Below are 19,898 nucleotides of genomic sequence, written 5' to 3'. Positions count from 1 at the left end.
GATCTCTGACTTGAAGCGTCCTCTCCTTCTACTAACAAGTCTGGCCTTGAGCTTTGCTGCGAACGCGACGATTACCGAGAGCCACGGTTACGCGCAGTTCGGCTCACTCAAGTACCCGGCCAAATTCACCCATTACGATTGGGTAAACCCTGCAGCGCCCAAAGGCGGCACGCTGCGGGTTATGGCCTTTGGCACGTTCGACACGCTCAACCCCTATACCTTCAAGGGCACCAGCCCGGTTTCCACCGGCAATTTCCTGCAATATGGCGTCAATGAGCTGAACGAACCCTTGATGGTCGGCACCGGCCAGTACGCGCCGTCGGGCGACGAGCCCACTTCCAGCTATGGCCTGATTGCCCAGTCGGTGGAATACAGCGAGGACCGCAGTTGGGTGGTGTTCAACCTGCGCCCCGAAGCGCGCTTTCACGACGGCAAGCCGATCACCGCCGCAGACGTGGCGTTTTCCTATCGCACGCTGTTGACCGAAGGCCATCCGCAATACCGTACGAGCCTGCAGGAAGTGGCCCGGGTCGATATTCTCAACCGCCACCGCATCCGTTTTGTATTCAAGCGTGCGGGCAACCCGTTGCTGATCCTGCGCCTGGGCGAATTGCCGGTGCTGCCCCTGCACTACTGGAAGAGCCGCGATTTCAAGGCCACCACCTTCGAGCCGCCGCTGGGCAGCGGGCCATACCGCATCACCAAGGTCGCCCCTGGGCGGCAGTTGGTGTTTGAACGGGTCAAGAATTACTGGGGCAAGGACCTGCCGGTCAACCGAGGCTTCTACAACTACGACAAGGTCGAGGTGGAGTTCTATCGCGACAGCGACGTGGCTTTTGAAGCCTTCAAGGCTGGTGAATTCGACATTTATATCGAGCATCAGGCCAAGAACTGGGCCACGGGCTACAACTTCCCGGCGGTCAATCGTGGCGATGTGATCAAGGCGCAGATTGCCCACCAGATCCCCACCCAGAGCCAGGGCCTGTTCATGAATACCCGGCGGCCCGCCTTCAGCCAGGCCAAGGTCCGCGAAGCCCTGGGGTTGATGTTCGACTTCGAGTGGACCAACCGCACCCTGTTCAGCAGCGCCTACAAGCGTTCGGTGAGCTATTACCCCAACAGCGAATTCTCGGCCACCGGCCTGCCCGTGGGCCATGAGTGGCTGATGCTCTCGCCCTATCGCGACCAACTGCCGGCCGCACTGTTTACCCAGCCGTTCAGCCTGCCGCAGACCGACGGTCGCGGTATCCCCCGCGACACGCTGCGTCGCGCCCTGGCACTGCTTGGCGAAGCCGGCTGGAAACTGTCGGGCCAACGCCTGCTCAACAAGGATGGGCAACCGCTGCGCCTGGAGATCCTGTTGGTCAACCCGAACCTTGAGCGCATCCTGCAACCTTATGTCGAAAATCTGACCCGCATCGGCATCGACGCCCGCTTGCGCACCGTCGACCGGGCACAGTACAAACAGCGCCTCGATCAATTCGATTTCGACATGATTCTGATGACCCTCAACCAGACCTTGAGCCCGGGTCTGGAGCAGTGGCAGTACTTTCACTCCAGCCAGGCCACGATCAAAGGCAGCAAGAACTACGCCGGCATCGCCAACCCGGTGGTCGACCACCTGTTGGATCAACTGCTGGCGGCGCAGACCCGCGAAGAACAACTGGCGGCCGGCCGCGCCCTGGACCGCGTGCTGCTGTGGCAGCACTACAGCATTCCCAACTGGTACCTCAACTATCATCGCCTGGCGTACCGCAACCGGTTCGCCTTCGTTACCACGCCGCCCTATAGCCTGGGCCTGAGTGCGTGGTGGCTGAAAGCTTCGGAGAAAGCCCAATGATGTCTTTGCGTACTACCCTGCTCGCCAGCCTGTTGCTGTGCACCGCGGCCCAAGCCGCCCCGCAACACGCGCTGACCCTCTACAACGAGCCCCCCAAGTACCCCGCCGACTTCAAGCATTTCGACTACGTCAACCCCGACGCCCCCAAAGGCGGCACCTTCCGCGAATCGGCCATGGGCGGCTTCGACAGCCTCAACCCCTACATCAGCAAGGGTGTGCCGGCGGATAACCTGCCGTTGATCTACGACACCCTGGCCATGCAAAGCCTGGACGAGCCCATTACCGAATACGGGCTGGTGGCGGGCAAGATCGAAAAAGCCCCGGACAACAGTTGGGTGCGTTTCTACCTGCGCCCCGAAGCGCGCTTCCACGATGGCCATCCGATGCGCGCCGAGGACGTGGTGTTTACCTTCCAGACCCTGATCAAGGACGGTAACCCGCTTTACCGCAACTACTACGCCGATGTCGACGAAGTCGTGGCCGAAGACCCGTTGCGTGTGCTGTTCAAGTTCAAGCGCACCAACAACCGCGAATTGCCGCTGATACTCGGGCAGTTGCCAGTGCTGCCCAAGCACTGGTGGGCGACTCGCGACTTCTCCAAGGGCAACCTGGAAGCGCCCCTGGGCAGCGGGCCGTACCAGGTGTCGGAGGTCAAGCCCGGACGCATGATTCGCTACGAGCGGGTCAAGGACTACTGGGCCAGGGACCTGCCGGTGAACAAGGGCTTCTACAATTTCGACACCCGCATCACGGATTACTACCGTGACAGCACCGTGTCCCTGGAAGCCTTGAAGGCCGGGCAATTCGATTACTGGCTGGAGTTCAGCGCAAAGAACTGGGCCAACGCCTACAACATTCCAGCGGTGACCCAGGGCCGACTGATCAAGGAAGAAATCCCCAACGGCAACCCCACCGGCATGCAGGGCTTTGTGTTCAATATGCGCAAGCCGATGTTTCAGGATGTGCGGGTGCGCAAGGCGATCAGCCTGCTACTGGATTTCGAATGGAGCAACAAGCAGCTGTTCAACGGCGCGTACACCCGAACCCGCAGCTATTTCGAAAACTCGGAAATGGCCGCCACCGGTTTACCTGGCCCGGATGAACTGGCGATCCTTGAGCCTTTGCGCGACAAGATCCCGCCCGAAGTCTTCACTCAGGCCTTCGAACCTTCCAAAACCGATGGCAGCGGCATGATCCGCACCCAGCAGCGCGAGGCTTACCAGCTGTTGCAAGCTGCCGGCTGGAAGATTGTCGATGACAAGATGGTCGACAGCACCGGCAAACCGGTGACTATCGAATTCCTGCTGGCCCAGACCGAATTCGAACGCATCCTGCTGCCGTTCAAGCGCAACCTGTCCGACCTGGGCATCGACCTGGTGATTCGCCGAGTGGATGTCTCGCAGTTCGTCAACCGCCTGCGCTCACGGGATTTCGACATGCTGGTGGGCAGCTTCCCACAGTCCACCTCGCCGGGTAACGAGCAGCGCGAATTCTGGAAATCGTCCAGCGCCGACAAGCCCGGCAGCCGTAACTACATGGGTCTCAAGGATCCGGCCGTTGACCAACTGGTCGAAGAGCTGATCGATGCCGGCTCGCGCCAAAGCCTGATTGCCCACGCCAGGGCGCTCGACCGCGTACTCCAGTTTGGTTACTACGTGGTGCCCAACTGGCACATCAAGACCTTCCGCGTGGCGTACTGGGACCACTTGGGCCATCCCAAGGTCTCGCCACGCTACGACGTGGGCATGGCCACCTGGTGGGCCAAACCCGACGTCAAACCAGCGGTCTCCCTGGACACCACACAAAACGCCGATGCGGCGAGCGGAGGCGATTGAATGCTGGCCTATATTGTTCGCCGCCTGTTGCTGATCATTCCCACGCTGTTCGGGATTCTGCTGATCAATTTCGTCATCATCCAGGCTGCCCCCGGCGGGCCGGTGGAGCAAATGATCGCCAAGCTGGAAGGCTTCGACGGCGCCACCAGCCGCATTGCCGGGGGCGGGGGCGGGGCCGAAGTCGCGGTGGCCGGTTCCAGCTACCGTGGCGCCCAGGGCCTGGACCCGGCGCTGATCAAGGAAATCGAAAAGATGTACGGCTTCGACAAATCGGCGCCGGAACGCTTGTGGATCATGGTCAAGAACTACGCCCGGCTGGATTTTGGCGACAGTTTTTTTCGTGACGCCAAGGTCATCGACCTGATCAAGGAAAAGATGCCGGTGTCCATCTCTCTCGGGTTATGGAGCACCCTGATCATGTACCTGGTGTCGATTCCGCTGGGGATCGCCAAGGCCACGCGACACGGCAGCCACTTCGATGTGTGGACCAGCTCGGCCATCATCGTGGGTTATGCGATTCCGGCGTTCCTGTTTGCGATCTTGCTGATCGTGGTGTTTGCCGGCGGCAGTTATTTCGACTGGTTCCCCTTGCGCGGGCTGACCTCCAACAACTTCGACGAGTTGAGCGTTGGCGGCAAGATCCTCGATTACTTCTGGCACTTGGCGCTGCCTGTCACCGCACTGGTGATCGGCAACTTCGCGACCATGACCCTGCTGACCAAGAACAGCTTTCTCGACGAGATCAACAAGCAATACGTGGTCACTGCCAAGGCCAAAGGGCTGACCAACCACCGCGTGCTCTACGGCCACGTCTTCCGCAATGCGATGCTGCTGGTGATCGCCGGCTTCCCCTCGGCTTTCATCGGCATCTTCTTTACCGGCTCGCTGCTGGTGGAGGTGATCTTCTCCCTCGACGGCCTGGGCCTGATGAGCTTTGAAGCGGCCATCAACCGCGACTATCCGGTGGTATTCGGCACGCTGTTTATCTTCACCCTGCTGGGGCTGGTCGTGAAACTGATCGGTGACCTCACCTATACCCTGGTCGATCCGCGTATCGACTTCGCCAGCCGGGAGCATTGAGATGAACCTGTCCCCCCTCAATCGCCGCCGGTTCGAGCGGTTCAAGGCCAACAAACGTGGCTGGTGGTCGCTGTGGCTGTTCCTGATCCTGTTCGGGCTGAGCCTGGGCGCCGAGCTGATCGCCAACGACAAACCCCTGGCCGTGCATTACGACGGCGACTGGTATTTCCCGGCGCTCAAGCGCTACCCCGAGACCACCTTCGGCGGCGAATTCCCCCTGGAAGCCAACTACAAGAGCCCGTATATCCAGGAACTGCTCAAGGCCAAGGACGCCTGGACCTTGTGGGCGCCGATCCCGTTCAGCTACCAGAGCATCAACTACGACCTGAAGGTCCCCGCCCCTGCGCCCCCTTCAAGCGTCAACCTGCTGGGTACCGATGACCAGGGGCGTGACGTACTGGCGCGGGTGATCTACGGCTTTCGCGTATCGGTGCTGTTTGCCCTGACCCTGACCGTGCTCAGCTCGATCATCGGCGTGATTGCCGGCGCGTTGCAGGGGTTCTATGGCGGCTGGGTCGACCTGGCCGGGCAACGCTTTCTGGAGATCTGGTCGGGGCTGCCGGTGCTCTACCTGCTGATCATCCTCGCCAGTTTCGTGCAACCCAACTTCTGGTGGCTGCTGGGGATCATGCTGCTGTTTTCCTGGATGAGCCTGGTGGATGTGGTGCGCGCCGAGTTCCTGCGCGGGCGCAACCTTGAGTACGTGCGCGCAGCACGGGCGCTGGGCATGCAGAACGGCGCGATCATGTTCCGCCATATCCTGCCCAATGCAATGGTCTCGACCATGACCTTTCTGCCGTTCATCCTTACCGGCGCCATCGGCACCCTCACCGCCCTGGATTTCCTTGGCTTCGGCCTGCCGGCGGGTTCGCCGTCGCTGGGTGAACTGGTGGCCCAGGGTAAATCCAACCTGCAAGCGCCGTGGCTGGGCATGAGTGCCTTTGCCGTACTGGCGATCATGTTGAGCCTGCTGGTGTTTATCGGCGAGTCCGCTCGCGATGCGTTCGACCCGAGGAAATGAGATGAATCCGGACAATCTGATCGAAATCCGTGACCTCAGTGTCGAGTTTGTCACCGGTGAACATCACCACCGCGTGGTCAACCAGGTGAGTTTTGACATCAAGCGTGGTGAGACCCTGGCACTGGTCGGCGAAAGCGGCTCCGGAAAGTCGGTAACGGCCCACTCGATCCTGCGGCTGCTGCCCTACCCGTTGGCGCGACACCCGTCCGGCACTATCGAATACGCCGAGCAAGACCTGCTGACCCTTAAAGAAAAGACCCTGCGGCATATTCGCGGCAACCGCATTGCGATGATCTTCCAGGAACCGATGACCTCGTTGAACCCGCTGCACTCCATCGAGAAGCAGATCAACGAAGTACTCGGCCTGCACAAGGGCCTGACGGGCAAGGCCGCCACCCGGCGCACCCTGGAATTGCTGGAGCTGGTGGGCATCCCCGAACCGCACAAACGCCTCAAGGCGCTGCCCCACGAATTGTCCGGCGGCCAGCGCCAGCGGGTGATGATCGCCATGGCGTTGGCCAATGAGCCGGAACTGCTGATAGCCGATGAGCCGACCACGGCCCTGGATGTCACCGTGCAGTTGAAGATCCTGGAGTTGCTCAAGGAGTTGCAGGCGCGGCTGGGCATGGCGCTGTTGCTGATCAGCCACGACCTCAACCTGGTGCGACGCATCGCCCATCGCGTGTGCGTGATGCAGCAAGGTTGCATCGTGGAGCAGGCCGAGTGCGAGACATTGTTCCAGTCGCCCCAGCACCCCTATACCCAGGAATTATTGGCAGCAGAGCCCAGCGGCGGGCCGGCCGGCAATGAGGTCGGCCCACCGTTGCTGGAAGTAGACGACCTGAAAGTCTGGTTCCCGATCAAGAAAGGCTTTTTGCGCAACACCGTGGATTACGTCAAGGCGGTGGACGGCATCAATTTCAGCCTGCCCCAGGGGCAAACCCTGGGCATCGTCGGTGAAAGTGGCTCGGGCAAGTCCACCCTGGGCCTGGCGATTTTGCGCCTGATCGGCAGCAAGGGCGGGATACGCTTCGAAGGCCAGCAACTGGACACGCTTACCCAGCAACAGGTGCGCCCGTTGCGCCGGGAAATGCAGGTGGTGTTCCAGGACCCATTCGGCAGCCTGAGCCCGCGCATGTGCGTCAGCGAAATCGTCGGCGAGGGCTTGCGCATCCACAAGATGGGCACGCCTGACGAGCAGGAAGCAGCGATTATCGCAGCGCTCAGGGAAGTGGGCCTGGACCCCGAATCCCGTCATCGCTACCCCCACGAATTCTCCGGTGGCCAACGCCAACGTATCGCCATCGCCCGCGCCCTGGTGCTCAAGCCGCGCCTGATTCTGCTGGACGAGCCCACCTCGGCCCTGGACCGCACGGTACAACGCCAGGTGGTTGAATTGCTGCGCGGCTTGCAGGCCAAGTACAACCTGACGTACCTGTTTATCAGCCATGACCTGGCGGTGGTGAAGGCGCTCAGCCACCAACTGATGGTGGTCAAGCAAGGCCAGGTGGTGGAGCAAGGCGATGCCAAGGCGATTTTTGCCGACCCACAACATGCCTACACCCGCCAATTGCTCAAGGCCGCCTTTTTGGTACCTGCCTGACATCACATCAAGGCTGACGCCACTGGCGGTGTGTGTAAAGATCAGCCCTCGATCTCTCAAGGGATGGAGCCACCGCCATGTCGCTGAACACCACTGCCCGCCCCGCTCAGGCGCCTTGTTTCTGGCGCGACGAACGCTTGCCGTTTATCGAGGCGCGCACCATTGCCGACGGGCGCAAAGTCACCTATACCCGGCACGCCCATGAGCACTTTTCCATCGGCGCGATCACCGCCGGGCGCAGCTATTACCACTACGACACACAGACGTTCGAGATCAGCGCAGGCACCGTGGTGCTGATGAACCCCGGCGACGTGCACGCCTGTAACCCTATCCAGAATGAGCATTGGTCCTACCATATGCTCTACCTGGACACACCCTGGCTGACCGACCTGCAGCACCAGTTGGGTTTCAGCACCGACCAGGGTTACCGCCCGTTCAGCACCCCCTATACCCTAAACGTCTCGCTGTATAACGGCTTATTGGCGTTGTACCGACTGCTGGTGGATGAGCAGGCCGAACTGCTGCACAAACAGAGCGCGCTGGTAGGTTACTTCAGCGAAGTCCAGCAGCGTTTGAACCCGTCTCTTACACCGATACGGGAGGTCAATCACAAGCTGGAGCGTGCAGCGGACTTCATCCGTGAACACTGCACCGAGGCGTTGAAGCTGGAGGACATTTGCCTGGCAGCCGAGCTATCGCCGTCGTACCTGATTCGCGCCTTCAAGCAGTATTACGGGCTGACACCCCATGCCTTCCTGGTCAATCGCCGTATCCAGTTCGCCCGCGCTCGATTGCGCGACGGCGAACTGATTGCCGATGTCGCCCTGGCCGCAGGCTTTGCCGACCAGGCGCACTTCCAGCGCACGTTCAAACAGCACTTTGCCGCCACGCCCGGGCAGTACCGCGAGAACCTCAAGCCATCAGCAAATAACCCACACTGGCCACCAGCAACGCGGCCATTGAGCGGTTGAACAGGCGCACGCCCTGCGGGTTGTTCAAGTAGCGACGTAAGAACGTCCCGGCATACGCCCAGCACGCTACCGACAGGTAGCAAATCACCAGGTAAAGCGCCGCAAACAGCCATACCTGCCCCGCATCGCCATCGGCCACGAACAGCCCCATCCCGGCCACGCAGGCCAGCCAGGCTTTGGGGTTGAGCCATTGCATGATCGCGCCGTACAGCATCGATGGCGCGGTAGCGGCGCCTTCAGCGTCAAGTCGACCGTCATCCATCGCCAGTTTCCAAGCCATATACAACAGGAAAGCCACCCCGCCCCACTGGATCACCTGAGTCAGTATCGGCCAGCGCACCAGCACTTCATGCAGCCCCAGGCCGATCAGCACCAGCAGTAAAGTGAAGCCGACTGCCGCGCCGAACACATGTTTCTGGCTGGCGGCAAAGCCAAAGCGTGCACCGCTGCTCAGGGCAACCACGTTGACCGGGCCAGGGGTAATGGAGGTGGCCAGGGCGAAAGCAGCCATGGAAATGATCAAGCTCATTGCAGTCCCTTCTTGTTAAGTCAAACACAGGTGACTTCACGGTAAAGGCTCAGACACTGCGGATATTGAACAAAATGCCCCTTGGTGAACATTTGTGGTGATTCTGTAAAGGCGTGATTCCAGGCCTAGACTCACTCTTCATGTCAACACTCAAGCACCTGCTGGTACTGCTCCCGCTGATCATCATGTCCAGTCTGCCCACGCCCAGCCCGACCTGTGCATTGCCCCAACGTGACGAAAAAACGGTCATCGACGAAAACGACGTTGGCGCCTCGTGAGACCATGACGGACCAGACCTGCCGCTAGCCAATCGCCGAGTGGTGGGGAAAGAGCGTCTGGCTATCCGGTCGTTCCCACCGCCGGATCAAACCACCGCCGCCCGCTCGCGCACAAAGCGCGGCAACTGATCACCCGGCAATGCCTTGCTGAAATACCACCCCTGGATAAACAACTCAGGCCCCGTACTCAAGAACGCCAGTTGCTCGGCAGTCTCCACCCCCTCCACTACCACGCCCAGGTTCAACGCCTCACAAAACCGCAACATGCCGGTCAGCACCTGGGCGCCCTTGGGGTCGCGCTGGGCCACCACAAAACTGCGGTCGATCTTAATAAAGTCCACAGGAAACTGGTGCAGGTAACTCAACGCGGAAAACCCGGTGCCAAAATCATCGAGATACACTTTTGCTCCGGTGGCCTGCAGTTTATGGATGGTTTGGCGGGCGGCGGGAATATCGCTGACCAGCGCATCTTCGGTGATTTCCACCGACACCCGGCCATCCGCCTGGGCAAGAATTTCCACCAGGCGATCACCATAGGCAGCGTCCTTCAAGGTGGCACTGGAAATGTTGATGGTCATGGGCAGTTCAAAACCGATCTTGCGCCACTTCTGATACTGGCGCACGGCCTGGGACGCCACCCACACGTCCACGTCCGGCATCAGCCTGGCTTGCGCCAGCCATTGCAGGAACTCCCAGGGTGAATGCACCGTGCCGTGGCTGTCCCGGGCGCGCATCAATGCCTCGCACCCGGTGCACAAGCCGGTACGGGTAGACACCTGGGGTTGGAATTCAAGGTAGAACTCGTAATCGCTGATCTGCTGGATCCGGCTCAATTCAACGGCCTGCCGCGCCAGGGTCCGGTGGGAGGCCATTACCGGATCGAACTCCAGCAGGCGGCCTTTTTCTTCGAGGCCGCGAAAGGTCATGTCCAGAGACTTGAGATAAACCGTGCCACCGTCGATGGACTGACGATGAATGGCCCGCACGTAGGGCGCATACACCAGCGTGCCCATGCCCAACAGCAACACTTGCAGGGCCACAGCCGCCACGTCGCCATGGGTGCTGAGGTAGGCATTGAGCAGCACCGGCGCGGTAAACGGCACGCTGGCCACCGCCGGCGAGACCCAGCCCAATTGCACCACCGTCAAAGCCACCATCGCGTTGAACGCCGGCACCAGTAGAAACGGTATGAACAAACGCGGGTTGAGAATGATCGGCAAGCCAAACAACAGCACCTCGCTGACGTTGAATAACGACAACGGCAAGCTGGCGATCGCCAGCAACCGCATGAAGTGGCTGCGGGAAAATATCAGGATCGCCAGCAGCAGGCACAAGGTCGCGCCCGATCCGCCGATAAACGCAAAACTGCCGAGCAGGCCGTTATTGAGCAGGTATTGGACCGGCTGTCCCGCCGCCAGCGCCGCACCGTTGAGCACCACGGCCTGGTCCAGTACATCGAACAACGGCTGCATGGCATAGACGCCGTGAATGCCGAAGAACCACAGCAGCGAATTCATCAGCGTTACAAACAACCCAGTGCTGTAAGGCGATTGCAACGCATCGAGCACCTGAGGCCCCTGCAATTGCGCCACGTAGGGAATCAGCAACAGCAACGTCAGTATCATCACCAGTGACAACGCCGTGATCGCGCCAGGGATCACCATGTTGATGGTGCCCTTGAGGTTATGCCCAACCAGGTCTTCGTTGACCAGGCGTGTCCAGCGAAAACGGTGCAGCCAGGCAATGACAGGCACATTGATCAAGGGCGAAGCGATGGCAATAAACAGCAGGAAGGTGGCCGACGCCCGGGGATACTCGCGCAATACAAACGTGGCAACCACCACGTGGGCCAGGCACAGGAAGGCGACCGGCAGCTGGGGCAGGCGATGCTGGATCGCCAACATGTAACCGATGGAGGCCGCAACCAGCAAGGGAATCACCGAGCTGATCTGGTTGTGCAACCCCGCCAGGAAACTCACTACCTGGGGGGCGAACCCCAACGCCTGGGCGCACTCGGACAGGATCAGGAATCCGGCGGATACCAACAAACACGGCAGTATCCACAACAACCCCTCGCGAATCGCACGCAACGACTCGGTGCTGGCCAAGACCGCCAGGCGCTGGGTAAGGAAAAGTTTGAACAGCGTTTGCGCCATGAGCCGTCCTCTGCCCGTCACCTATTGCCGCTGGAAGCCAGGGCCGGAAACACACGCTAACGCTACACGCCCTGAGTGCAGGAGCGAAAGACTTTTGCCAACCCGTACCGCGCTTCTTGGGATAAAACGCACGATAGCCGCACCTATTTCTTACCGAATTATCGAACTTTCTGACTTGAAGCAACCCCTAAGGCTATCTGAGTCGGTATCATCCGCGTCTGTCTGCGTGTTAAAGGATGTTACAACTTGCAAACCAGCAGGTACGCAGTCAGGGAATCAGGCCTGGAACGACAACAGGCACAAAGGAGAGAGCTTCACTATGCAAGACAAGCGGTCAAGCAACATGCGTCCCCTATTTGTCACCATTTTGCTGTGGTTGTGCAGTGTGGTGCTGCTGTTTGTAATCAAGAATGTCATTGAGCTGTTCACCGGGCCAGTCGCTGAAACCTGGGTTGACCTGGCATTGGTGCTAGTCGCTTACCTGATGTTCTTCTTGCTGGCGCCGTTGCAGAACTGGATGCGACGCAGAGCCCGCAAACGTGCGCGCCTTCACCCCAGCGCGCACTCAGGCGATTCCAAGTCCCGTCCTTCGCACTAAGGGCATGCCTTTGTCAGCACCCAGCGATACTTACCAGCTTGCCTTGGACAGGTTTTTGCGCGATCAGCCACATATCGCCGCTGAGCTGGACAACCTCAACCCGTTGGCCGCCCAGGCCAGGGGGGAAACCCTGGCGCAGTATCGCGCCGAGCGCTTGCACGAAGCGTTCGAAGCCCACGCGGAGCAGCAACACCTGTTCGCCTGGGAACTGACCCTTAAACTGACGGCCGACTCCATCGAAACCTTCGAGGCCCAGCGCCGCGAAGTGCATAAAGAAGTCGCACAGATGGCCGGTATGGACTGGGTGGAGTATTGCCAGCTGCATGGCCTGGCGGTCTGACCTTTACCCTACAAGTACCAGCGTGGCCGGCTACAGGCCATCACTTGGCGCAATTCGGCGACTGTTACGGTTCGACGCTGCGGATCTATCGCCAACGCCGAATGTAATGCCGGCCAGCAGTGCCTGGGTAATTGCGCGGGCCGGGCCAGCCGGTCAGTGAAAGAGCGTGCGCCGATGCGCTGGCCACTAGCCAGCTCATACACAATGCAAGCCATGCCGTATACGTCCGCAGCGCCGCTCAGCGCACCGCCGTCCAGTAATTCCGGGGCAGCGTAGGCGGGTGTCCAGGCATTGAAACGAGTACGGCTGACACTTGGCAAACCCATCGCCTCCTGCGTCTGAGCATGCCCCAGGCCAAAATCGAACAAACATACGCCCTCCTCTCCCACCATGACGTTGGCGGGTTTCACATCGCCATGCAGGACGTTCTTCTGGTGGATGTAGGCCAAAGCATCCAGCAACTGCAGCGCGATGGGTTGCAGTTCCTGCCAGGGCAAACCATAGGGGCACTCCAGCAGCAGCCGGTCGAGGGTCACCCCTTGCAGCAGCTCCATGGTGAAAAACGCAATTTTGCTGTGGGTGTCGACCTCAAAGGAAAACACCCGTACCACACGGTCGTGTCGCAGGCTGCGAGCCAACGCAAACTCGCCGTACAACAGCACATGCGCGTCGGGGCACTGGGAAATGGACTCGCCCAGCAGCTTAAGTGCCACCCTGGAGCAAGGCTGGCCCAATTGCTCATGCAACAGATCGCGCGCGCGGTACACCACACCCATGCCGCCGCTGCCCAGGACGTGCTCAAGGTGATAACGCCCTGCCAGCAGACGGGATGGTGCGACCGCCAGGTTCAAGGTTGCACCACAACTGCGGTCAGGTCATCTCGCACCGGCCTGCGCAACGCCCCGGCGAATAATTGTTCCACCGCCTGCCGGGGCGTTCTCCTGCTCAACGCCCGTCCCACCTCGACATGGCTGAGGGTCTGATACAGGCCATCGCTGCACAGCAGGAATACATCCCCAGGGCGAGTACTGAGCTCCAATACCTCAAGGTCCAAACGCGAGCGCGCACCAACGGCGCGGGTCAAGGCCCTGGCATCGGGGTGCGCCTGGGCTTGCGCCACGCTGATATGACGCTCGTCCATGAGGCGCCGCAGCAGCGAGTGATCCTTGGACAACTGGTAGAGGTTCTGGCCCCGCCATAGATAGCAGCGACTGTCTCCGGCCCAGACACAGGCTGCCCGACCATTCTCCAACAGCAAGGCAACCACGGTACTGCCCATCGTCGCGCCATCATTTGTGTCGGGCTCTGTCCACGCGCGCCGCAATCGCTGGTTAACGCCTTGCAAACTTTCCCGAACGGCATTGATCCGTTGATGGAGGTTGCCATGAGCCGGCACTGAAGCCAGGTGGCTGACCACCCAACGACTGGCGACATCACCGTGCCGATAGCCGCCCATTCCGTCCGCCACAGCCCAGCAACCGCCATGCGGGTTGTCCAGAAACGCATCTTCATTACGCAGTCGCGCCTGCCCTCGCTGGGTGCGCCCGGCACTGCGCCAATGGGCGCCGGCCTGGCTCACAGTTGCTCCGGCAATCGAAAGGTGCGCCATGTGTCCATATCAAACGGCCCTGGCGTGCGCTGGCTGGTCAGCAGGTAATTGGCGCGCAGACCGGCGAGGTCTGCCTTGAAAATCTGCATATTTGCACCACTTGCGGGTTCTTTCTGCAGCAGATCGAAAAACCGGAACAGCGACCAGGCCCCTGCGTTTTTCTCGATGCCCAACGGGCGCTGCTCCGTACCTCTGTCCAGCACAAGGCTGCTGCGCCCATTCTCTGCCTCGGTGGGCCAATGAAACGCCATGGGCGTGATCGGGCCGTGCCGATATTCCAACTGCTGGTCGCCAAACCGCAGTACGGCTCGGCTGACCGATTGGTCCAGGCTGTAGGGCGCCAAGGTAAATCGCACAGATAACTCCCCCGAGTCCTCGCTGAAAAAGCCGCGGCGGATTACCTGGGTTTTCGTCAGTTGGTCCAGCAGCGAGCGCGAAACCGGCAAACTCTGGCCATCCAACCCACGCAACCTGTAGCGGCTGCCATCGGCGCTGATGAAAGGCCGAAGATATCCCTCATAAAAACGTGCCATTACCCCCTGCGGCTTGAAGAACTCCTGAAAATCATGCAGCGCAACATCACTGCTTGCATGGGCATTGAATGGATAACGTCGGCGAAGGGCCTTGGCATAAAGGCTATGTACGTCGCTTTGATACCGTTGATTGACATGCACATACGCCTGCTCCAGCAAATGCCGCCAACTGTCGTCGGCCACGCCCTCGAACCAACCGGCAAGCGGCAGCGGCAGACGCGCAGCAGCATCACGCAAATTGCCCAGTACATCCTGCTGCCCCTCCATACGCTGTCGAGCCCGCAGGAAGGCCGCCTGTTCTGGCGCACTGTCACGGTTCAATGCCGTGAGTTGCAGGTGCAGCTCACCGAGCAAACGCAACGCCTGGGCCAGCTCTGCGCCGGGGTTGTGCTGCTCATCGAGCAACTGATGCAAGGGTTCAAACCGCTGCTGCAATGCCCGCCGTGGCGCATCGTCAAAAACCGACTGCCCATCCGTCAACGTCGCCTTGGCCAGCCCTGCCAGCTCTCCCGAATGCTGGGACACCTTATCCAGCAGCACATGGCCTGGCAGCAAACGAGTGTTTTCCCGCAACTGCTGCAATAGCCGAATCAACGGGGACTGTGCCGAGGTCAGGCTCATGAGCTGGTCGGCATCCTGGCGCAGGCTGTCGGTCTGTTGCAGCCTGACTCGTCCGAGTACGTCGCTCCAGGCATCGGCATACTCACTGAAGTAGCGTTGCTGCAGTTCTGCCATCAACCGCCGCAGATCCTGTGGCCCCAGGTCGGTGCCCTGCCCCAGCACCCAATTATCCTGAGCGATGGCATTGACCAGCCTCGGGCCCTGCGCCTCAAAGTACTGCACATATCTTTTTGTATAGAAACCGGGAACAGGCGGGTCGATCGTGGCAAATACCTTACCCTCGGCCAGGCGCAACGGTTCCAGGTTGCGCGCTTGTTCGCGCAATACTCGATACACGCCATCGGCCAAAGATTCCCCTCTCAGCACTTCGCGGGCCTGGGCCACTCGTTCATCGTTGAGCGGTGTGACAAACGGCCGTTCAAGCAGCCGTGCCAAGTGCTCTCCCAGACGCTTCTGCGTGGGCATATCCCCGGCAAAACGCACCGACCAAAGGCCTGTCACATGCTGTGCCAGCCAGGTGGCGTCACGGCGCTCGCGCAGATTGAGCATCAAATACGCACGCAGGTTATCCAATAACCGTTCGCGGTCCCCCAGGCTTGCGTCTATCTGTTCTTCAAGCTGCGCGGTTATCCAGACCAGCAGTTGCTGTTGCAGCGCCTGCTCATAAGCCTGGTCTACCCAGGCACGACTCACCTCGCCCTGATACAGGCCGAGGCGCTCGACCAAGCGCACATCCTGCGCCGCCGGAAACACCCGGGTCGCCGCCAACCGCGCATCCAACAGCCCCAACAACGCCGGGCTTTCATCGTTTTGAGTCCCTGTGGCCGGCATCGTCTGGGCGACCAATGCCGCCAGTTGGACCAGGCGTAGCTGGTTGACGCTGTAGCTGTACATCCACAGGCCACCGACACCGCCAAGAATCAGCGCGACTGTCATCGCTTGCAGGCCCTGGCGCTGACGGATGCGCTGCTGCTCCTGGGCTTGCAGGCTGGCAAGACCGGCTTCGGCAAAGATCACCTGGCTGAACAGCCCCCTCACAAAACGTGCATGCCTGTCATCGGCACAGGTCAGGAAGAACCCTCGCAAACCATTGATGGGTTGGTAGCGATGAGCAGAAAAGGCCATTTCAGCGAACAGGCTTACACGTTCACCGACGCGTGCCGCCTGTTGGGGAAACTCCAGGATCTGACCACGACGTTCAACGTTGCCCTCCTGGTGCAGTCGCGCAATCAGCTCACCGTTCAAACGCTGCAACAATCCCTCGACGGCCTCGTGCACCTGAGTAATTTCAGCCATGCCGCTGCCGACGTCCAGTGGCTGCCCCAGCAGACTGTCGGCACTTTCCCCATGGGGTGAATCAAAGAACTCAGCGAATCCCGGCAATCGATCGGCCTGGGTCAACACCAGATAGATCGGCACATCCACATGTAGCGTTTGCCGGATCTCCTGCAAGCGCGCGTGCACACGACGGGCATGGTGATCCAGGTCGTACTCGCTGGTGTTGAGCAACGTGTCTACTGACAGCGCCACTACCACGCCGTTGAGCGGGCGCACCCGGCGGCGCCACCTGAGGAGATTCAGCAGGGTGGCCCAGCTTGCGGCATCCACTGCACTGTCAGGTTGGGTCAGATAGCGCCCCGGGGTGTCGACGAGTACGCCTTCGTCGGCGAAATACCACTCGCAATGAGCACTGCTGCTCGTCGGTCGCCTGTCAGCGTGTTCAGGCGATAACTGCAAGCCGGCTGCCGCCAGCAGCTGCGTCTTGCCACTGCCCGGCTCACCAATCAACAGGTACCAGGGCAACTCATGGCGCCAACGCGCGCTGCGCTCTCCATAACGGCTGGAGGTTTTCAGCAGGTGAACCGCATCCTTGAACCGAGTGCGTACGCAGCGGGATTCGTTCTCCACACGTGTCGACGGCTGCTGGCGGGGCTGGCGCTCAGACCGTGGACGCCGGGCGGCACGACCACCGCCGGCAAGGACCATCACCAACCCCCAAAGCAGAAACACGACACTGATGGTGACCAGGCGAGCCGTCGCGCCCTGCCAAACAGGCTGATCATTCACCGCCAGCAGCGGCCCCCAAAACCACACCACTGCCGCACACGAAAGCGCCAGCAACAGGCTCCAAACCCAAATCCGGCCCAGCACGGCGCCCACACCCTTGAAGAATGCGCTCATTCTTTGCTCCCTGCGTTTACAAGGACGTGCGGATCAAATCCGACGCCGAAAATTGAAGCGGTTGCAGCGCGTTCGCGCGCTCCTTGCTCAGCACCCAGGCAAATCCTGTGTACATTGCAAGCAAGCAAACCAGGGTGAAGATGACCAACCAGGTAACGGGAACAACGCACAACCCCGTACGCCGGCTCGCCCCGTGCATCGCGGGCACGGTTGGCGCCGGCGACGGCTCCCCGCGTACGTGCCGGATCTGGCGATACAAGGCATCGCGAACACCCTCCAGTTGCGACATGCCGCGCTCCATCACTCGGTATTTGCCCTCGAACCCCATGGATAGGCACAGGTAAAGCAGCTCCAGCATCGGCAGGTTCTTCACCGGGTCGCGTGATAGACGCTCCAGCAGTTGGAAAACTTTTTCGCCCCCGAAGGTTTCGTTATGAAAGCGGCTCAACAGGCTAACCTTCGACCATTCACTCTGTGCCCCCCACGCCGTAGTAACAACCGCCTCATCGATCACACTGCACAACACATAACGCGCAGACATGACTTGGCTGCTTTCAACACCACCCTGCAAGGCGCGGGTTTCGAATTGAGTCACCGTCAATGACAATCGGTCGTTGAGCGTGCCCAGGTCTTCGCGACCAGAGCAGACCCTGAGCGCCACGATCTCGGACAACACCGCCCAAGCCGCAGCCACCAGCGGGTTGAGCCCAGCCTTGAAGCTCGACGCATCGAGCATACGGCCGGCATAGATCATGCGATCTTCCAGCTGCTCATAGCGTGGCGGCGATGGGAAGTCCGTCAATGCCCCCTGTGCAGGCCCATGACCCTCGCGGTCGAGCAGCACGGTTCTTTCATCCTGTGTGTACTCACTGTCCATGGCATTCAATTCCTGATGGCCCAAAAGTTGAGTTCAAGCCCGGCGAAGTCACCGCCTACGTGGAACGCGAAACCGCCCGACTGCTGCAATTGCGCGATTTCGGGGGCACTCATATCGAGGATGAAGTAGGTCTTGCCGGCATGAAACGGAATCTGCCGCGGCGCCACTGGCAGCGGCTTGACCTTGATACCGGCCAGGTGCAGGTTGACCAACTCACGTATGCGCTCTACCGGCCCGACTTTCAGGTGTGCCGGCAGGCGCTGGCGCAGTTCCTCTGCCTCACACTGCGCGGTGGCTGCCAGGATGAAAGTGGCCGTGCCGAGCAATTTCAACTCGTTGACCGGGCAGACCAGAACGCCGTACTGGCGTGGTTGCAATGTCAATTCGATCGCATGTTGCTCAAGCACCACCGACAGGACGGCGCGTAGGCGCTCCATCAACCCACGAAAACTGGCGCCCTGGTCGCTGTGTCGATAATGCACGTCCAGCTGCGCGCGTTTACTGTCACAGGCGAACGTTGATAGCTCGCCGAGCATCGACACCAACAGGCGGAACAGCGCTTCGGGTCGAACCAAGGCCTGGCTCAGGCAGTGCCGCAGCGCAAGTTCGGTACGATTGATCACCTGCAGCATCAGGAAATCACCGAGTTGTGTGCTTGCAGCCGTGCTCTCGCCACGAATGCGCGCCGCGATGGCATCGCCGCGGCTGGCAAGCAGACCGACGACTTCGTTAAGGCACGACGCCAAGTAGCCATGCTCCTGCACGAAAATGAAGGTCGGGATGAACGCGGTATCCAGGCTCACGCCCCCTTCACCGCTGACGTCCAGTACCTGGGCAACCTTGAGTTTGACGAAGCTCTGATCACCCGCCTGCTCGCCCAATACAAGGCGTAAGTCGGGCCGTGCGCAGCTGATTCGGCAACGCGCATCTACACCCAGGTTGGAGTCTCCCACTTCCACTTCGCATCGCAGGTAACGCGCCACAACATCGCTCTGTTCAGGCTGGCGGACCTCAAGGTGATTGCCGCTGGCCAGGGGCAGTGCCAGGTAAATGCCCTGCCTGCCCGCATCAGTTGGCACCTGCAACACCAGCGGTTCCATAGCGGCACTCAAATCAAACAAGCTACCGTCCGGCAAGACGCCACTCGCCTGGTTGACCACCAGCTTGCCCAGCTTTAGGTATTGCTCATTCAATTCCAGCGTAAGGAAGCCCCAGGCATCACTGCCCAACAGGCGCGTCTGGTTGAGTTGCTGCTGGTAATAGCGGTCGTTGTGCTGCAAGTGCTGTGGCCGCAGCAACATGCCTTCTTGCCAGATCACTTTATGAACAGGCATCTCAGCGCACCTCCATCCCGGCGAGCGAGTCGACGACGCGTATACCGTCCTGGTCCAGCACCAGATCGGCACGGTTGCGCTGGTGCATAGTCACGGGGATCAACTGCCGCCATTGAACGTGCGGCAAGTCTCGGTAAGCCGCCAACACCCCTACAAAACGACTGTCGGGACCGATACGGAGTTTGAGCGCCAGGTGGTCACCTGGACGCAGCTCGACTTCTTCACTGCTTACCCAGTCCTTTGCCAGCAATTGCTGCGCCTTGTCATACAGGCTGAAGAAGTCGGCATGTTCGAAGGCTACGCCATGGCGCAGTTCGATCAACTGCACCACCACGGGAGAGGGGCGACCGTGCAGGTCAGGGTTGACGTGCTCGTTGGCGGTCAACACAACGTCCAGCTTGGTCAGCGTGGAAAAAGGCGATACGGCGCTGCAACCCGCCAAGAAACCAAACAAAAGCAACACCAAAGCACGGGTAGCTCGATACATGAATA

17 protein-coding genes are annotated in these 19,898 nt (G+C 60.3%); 9 read left to right on the top strand and 8 right to left on the bottom strand.

From position 1 onward, the window contains the following. Positions 1 to 10 precede the first annotated feature (10 nt). From FW800_RS07640 to FW800_RS07615, 6 genes are all read left to right on the top strand, one after another. Positions 11 to 1,840 carry an extracellular solute-binding protein gene (locus tag FW800_RS07640; RefSeq protein WP_446437335.1) on the top strand — a complete coding sequence of 610 codons (1,830 nt, stop codon included), beginning with the start codon at positions 11 to 13 and terminating at the stop codon, positions 1,838 to 1,840. Then, positions 1,837 to 3,675 (top strand): extracellular solute-binding protein, encoded by a 1,839-nt coding sequence (locus tag FW800_RS07635; protein ID WP_446437334.1) that lies wholly within the window; start codon positions 1,837 to 1,839, stop codon positions 3,673 to 3,675. The genes FW800_RS07640 and FW800_RS07635 overlap by 4 nt, the downstream gene beginning before the upstream one ends. Then, positions 3,676 to 4,755: a microcin C ABC transporter permease YejB gene (locus FW800_RS07630; protein ID WP_446437333.1), complete on the top strand. Its 1,080-nt coding sequence runs from the start codon at positions 3,676 to 3,678 to the stop codon at positions 4,753 to 4,755. 1 nt (position 4,756) lies between these two features. Further along, complete coding sequence (locus tag FW800_RS07625; RefSeq protein ID WP_005788757.1) at positions 4,757 to 5,776, top strand: ABC transporter permease; 1,020 nt, start codon at positions 4,757 to 4,759, stop codon at positions 5,774 to 5,776. Between the two features lies 1 nt (position 5,777). Continuing rightward, a complete protein-coding gene (locus FW800_RS07620; protein WP_446437332.1) occupies positions 5,778 to 7,379 on the top strand; it encodes an ABC transporter ATP-binding protein in 1,602 nt (533 codons plus the stop codon). A gap of 77 nt (positions 7,380 to 7,456) precedes the next feature. Next, positions 7,457 to 8,350 (top strand): AraC family ligand binding domain-containing protein, encoded by an 894-nt coding sequence (locus FW800_RS07615; RefSeq protein ID WP_446437331.1) that lies wholly within the window; start codon positions 7,457 to 7,459, stop codon positions 8,348 to 8,350. On the opposite strand, the gene FW800_RS07610 is transcribed toward FW800_RS07615, so the two are convergent. Continuing rightward, positions 8,292 to 8,879: a LysE family translocator gene (locus FW800_RS07610; protein ID WP_032803577.1), complete on the bottom strand. Its 588-nt coding sequence runs from the start codon at positions 8,877 to 8,879 to the stop codon at positions 8,292 to 8,294. The genes FW800_RS07615 and FW800_RS07610 overlap by 59 nt on opposite strands. Before the next feature lie 140 nt (positions 8,880 to 9,019). On the opposite strand from FW800_RS07610, the gene FW800_RS07605 reads away from it, so the two are divergent. Further along, the gene (locus FW800_RS07605; RefSeq protein WP_187432789.1) at positions 9,020 to 9,157 is read left to right on the top strand and encodes a hypothetical protein; all 138 of its coding nucleotides are present in this window, start codon (positions 9,020 to 9,022) and stop codon (positions 9,155 to 9,157) included. 86 nt (positions 9,158 to 9,243) lie between these two features. Here the strand turns inward: FW800_RS07605 and FW800_RS07600 are convergent, their stop codons facing one another. Beyond that, positions 9,244 to 11,313, bottom strand: coding sequence for a PTS sugar transporter subunit IIC/EAL domain-containing protein (locus FW800_RS07600; RefSeq protein ID WP_446437330.1), 2,070 nt, complete (start codon positions 11,311 to 11,313; stop codon positions 9,244 to 9,246). Between the two features lie 343 nt (positions 11,314 to 11,656). Between FW800_RS07600 and FW800_RS07595 the strand changes: the two genes are divergently transcribed. Both FW800_RS07595 and FW800_RS07590 read left to right on the top strand, forming a co-directional pair. Continuing rightward, entirely contained in the window at positions 11,657 to 11,911 is a 255-nt protein-coding gene (locus tag FW800_RS07595; RefSeq protein ID WP_228309798.1) for a hypothetical protein, read from the top strand. Between the two features lie 10 nt (positions 11,912 to 11,921). After that, entirely contained in the window at positions 11,922 to 12,251 is a 330-nt protein-coding gene (locus FW800_RS07590) for a DUF6388 family protein (protein WP_446437329.1), read from the top strand. Positions 12,252 to 12,259: 8 nt separating this feature from the next. Here the strand turns inward: FW800_RS07590 and FW800_RS07585 are convergent, their stop codons facing one another. The 6 genes from FW800_RS07585 to tssJ are packed head-to-tail and all read right to left on the bottom strand — an operon-like array spanning position 12,260 to position 19,893. Then, a complete protein-coding gene (locus FW800_RS07585; protein WP_032876012.1) occupies positions 12,260 to 13,102 on the bottom strand; it encodes a serine/threonine-protein kinase in 843 nt (280 codons plus the stop codon). Beyond that, positions 13,099 to 13,860, bottom strand: coding sequence for a PP2C family protein-serine/threonine phosphatase (locus FW800_RS07580; protein ID WP_050549295.1), 762 nt, complete (start codon positions 13,858 to 13,860; stop codon positions 13,099 to 13,101). The genes FW800_RS07585 and FW800_RS07580 overlap by 4 nt, the downstream gene beginning before the upstream one ends. Continuing rightward, a complete protein-coding gene (gene tssM / locus FW800_RS07575; RefSeq protein WP_446437328.1) occupies positions 13,827 to 17,195 on the bottom strand; it encodes a type VI secretion system membrane subunit TssM in 3,369 nt (1,122 codons plus the stop codon). The genes FW800_RS07580 and tssM overlap by 34 nt, the downstream gene beginning before the upstream one ends. A 16-nt stretch (positions 17,196 to 17,211) precedes the next feature. Continuing rightward, a complete protein-coding gene (gene icmH, locus FW800_RS07570) occupies positions 17,212 to 18,072 on the bottom strand; it encodes a type IVB secretion system protein IcmH/DotU (protein ID WP_446437327.1) in 861 nt (286 codons plus the stop codon). 5 nt (positions 18,073 to 18,077) lie between these two features. Next, positions 18,078 to 19,406 carry a type VI secretion system baseplate subunit TssK gene (gene tssK / locus FW800_RS07565; RefSeq protein WP_446437326.1) on the bottom strand — a complete coding sequence of 443 codons (1,329 nt, stop codon included), beginning with the start codon at positions 19,404 to 19,406 and terminating at the stop codon, positions 18,078 to 18,080. A gap of 1 nt (position 19,407) precedes the next feature. Then, complete coding sequence (gene tssJ / locus FW800_RS07560) at positions 19,408 to 19,893, bottom strand: type VI secretion system lipoprotein TssJ (RefSeq protein ID WP_032876027.1); 486 nt, start codon at positions 19,891 to 19,893, stop codon at positions 19,408 to 19,410. Between the last annotated feature and the right edge of the window lie 5 nt (positions 19,894 to 19,898).

It is taken from the genome of Pseudomonas sp. 910_23 (assembly GCF_052850795.1).
This window is presented reverse-complemented; position numbering and strand designations above follow the sequence as displayed.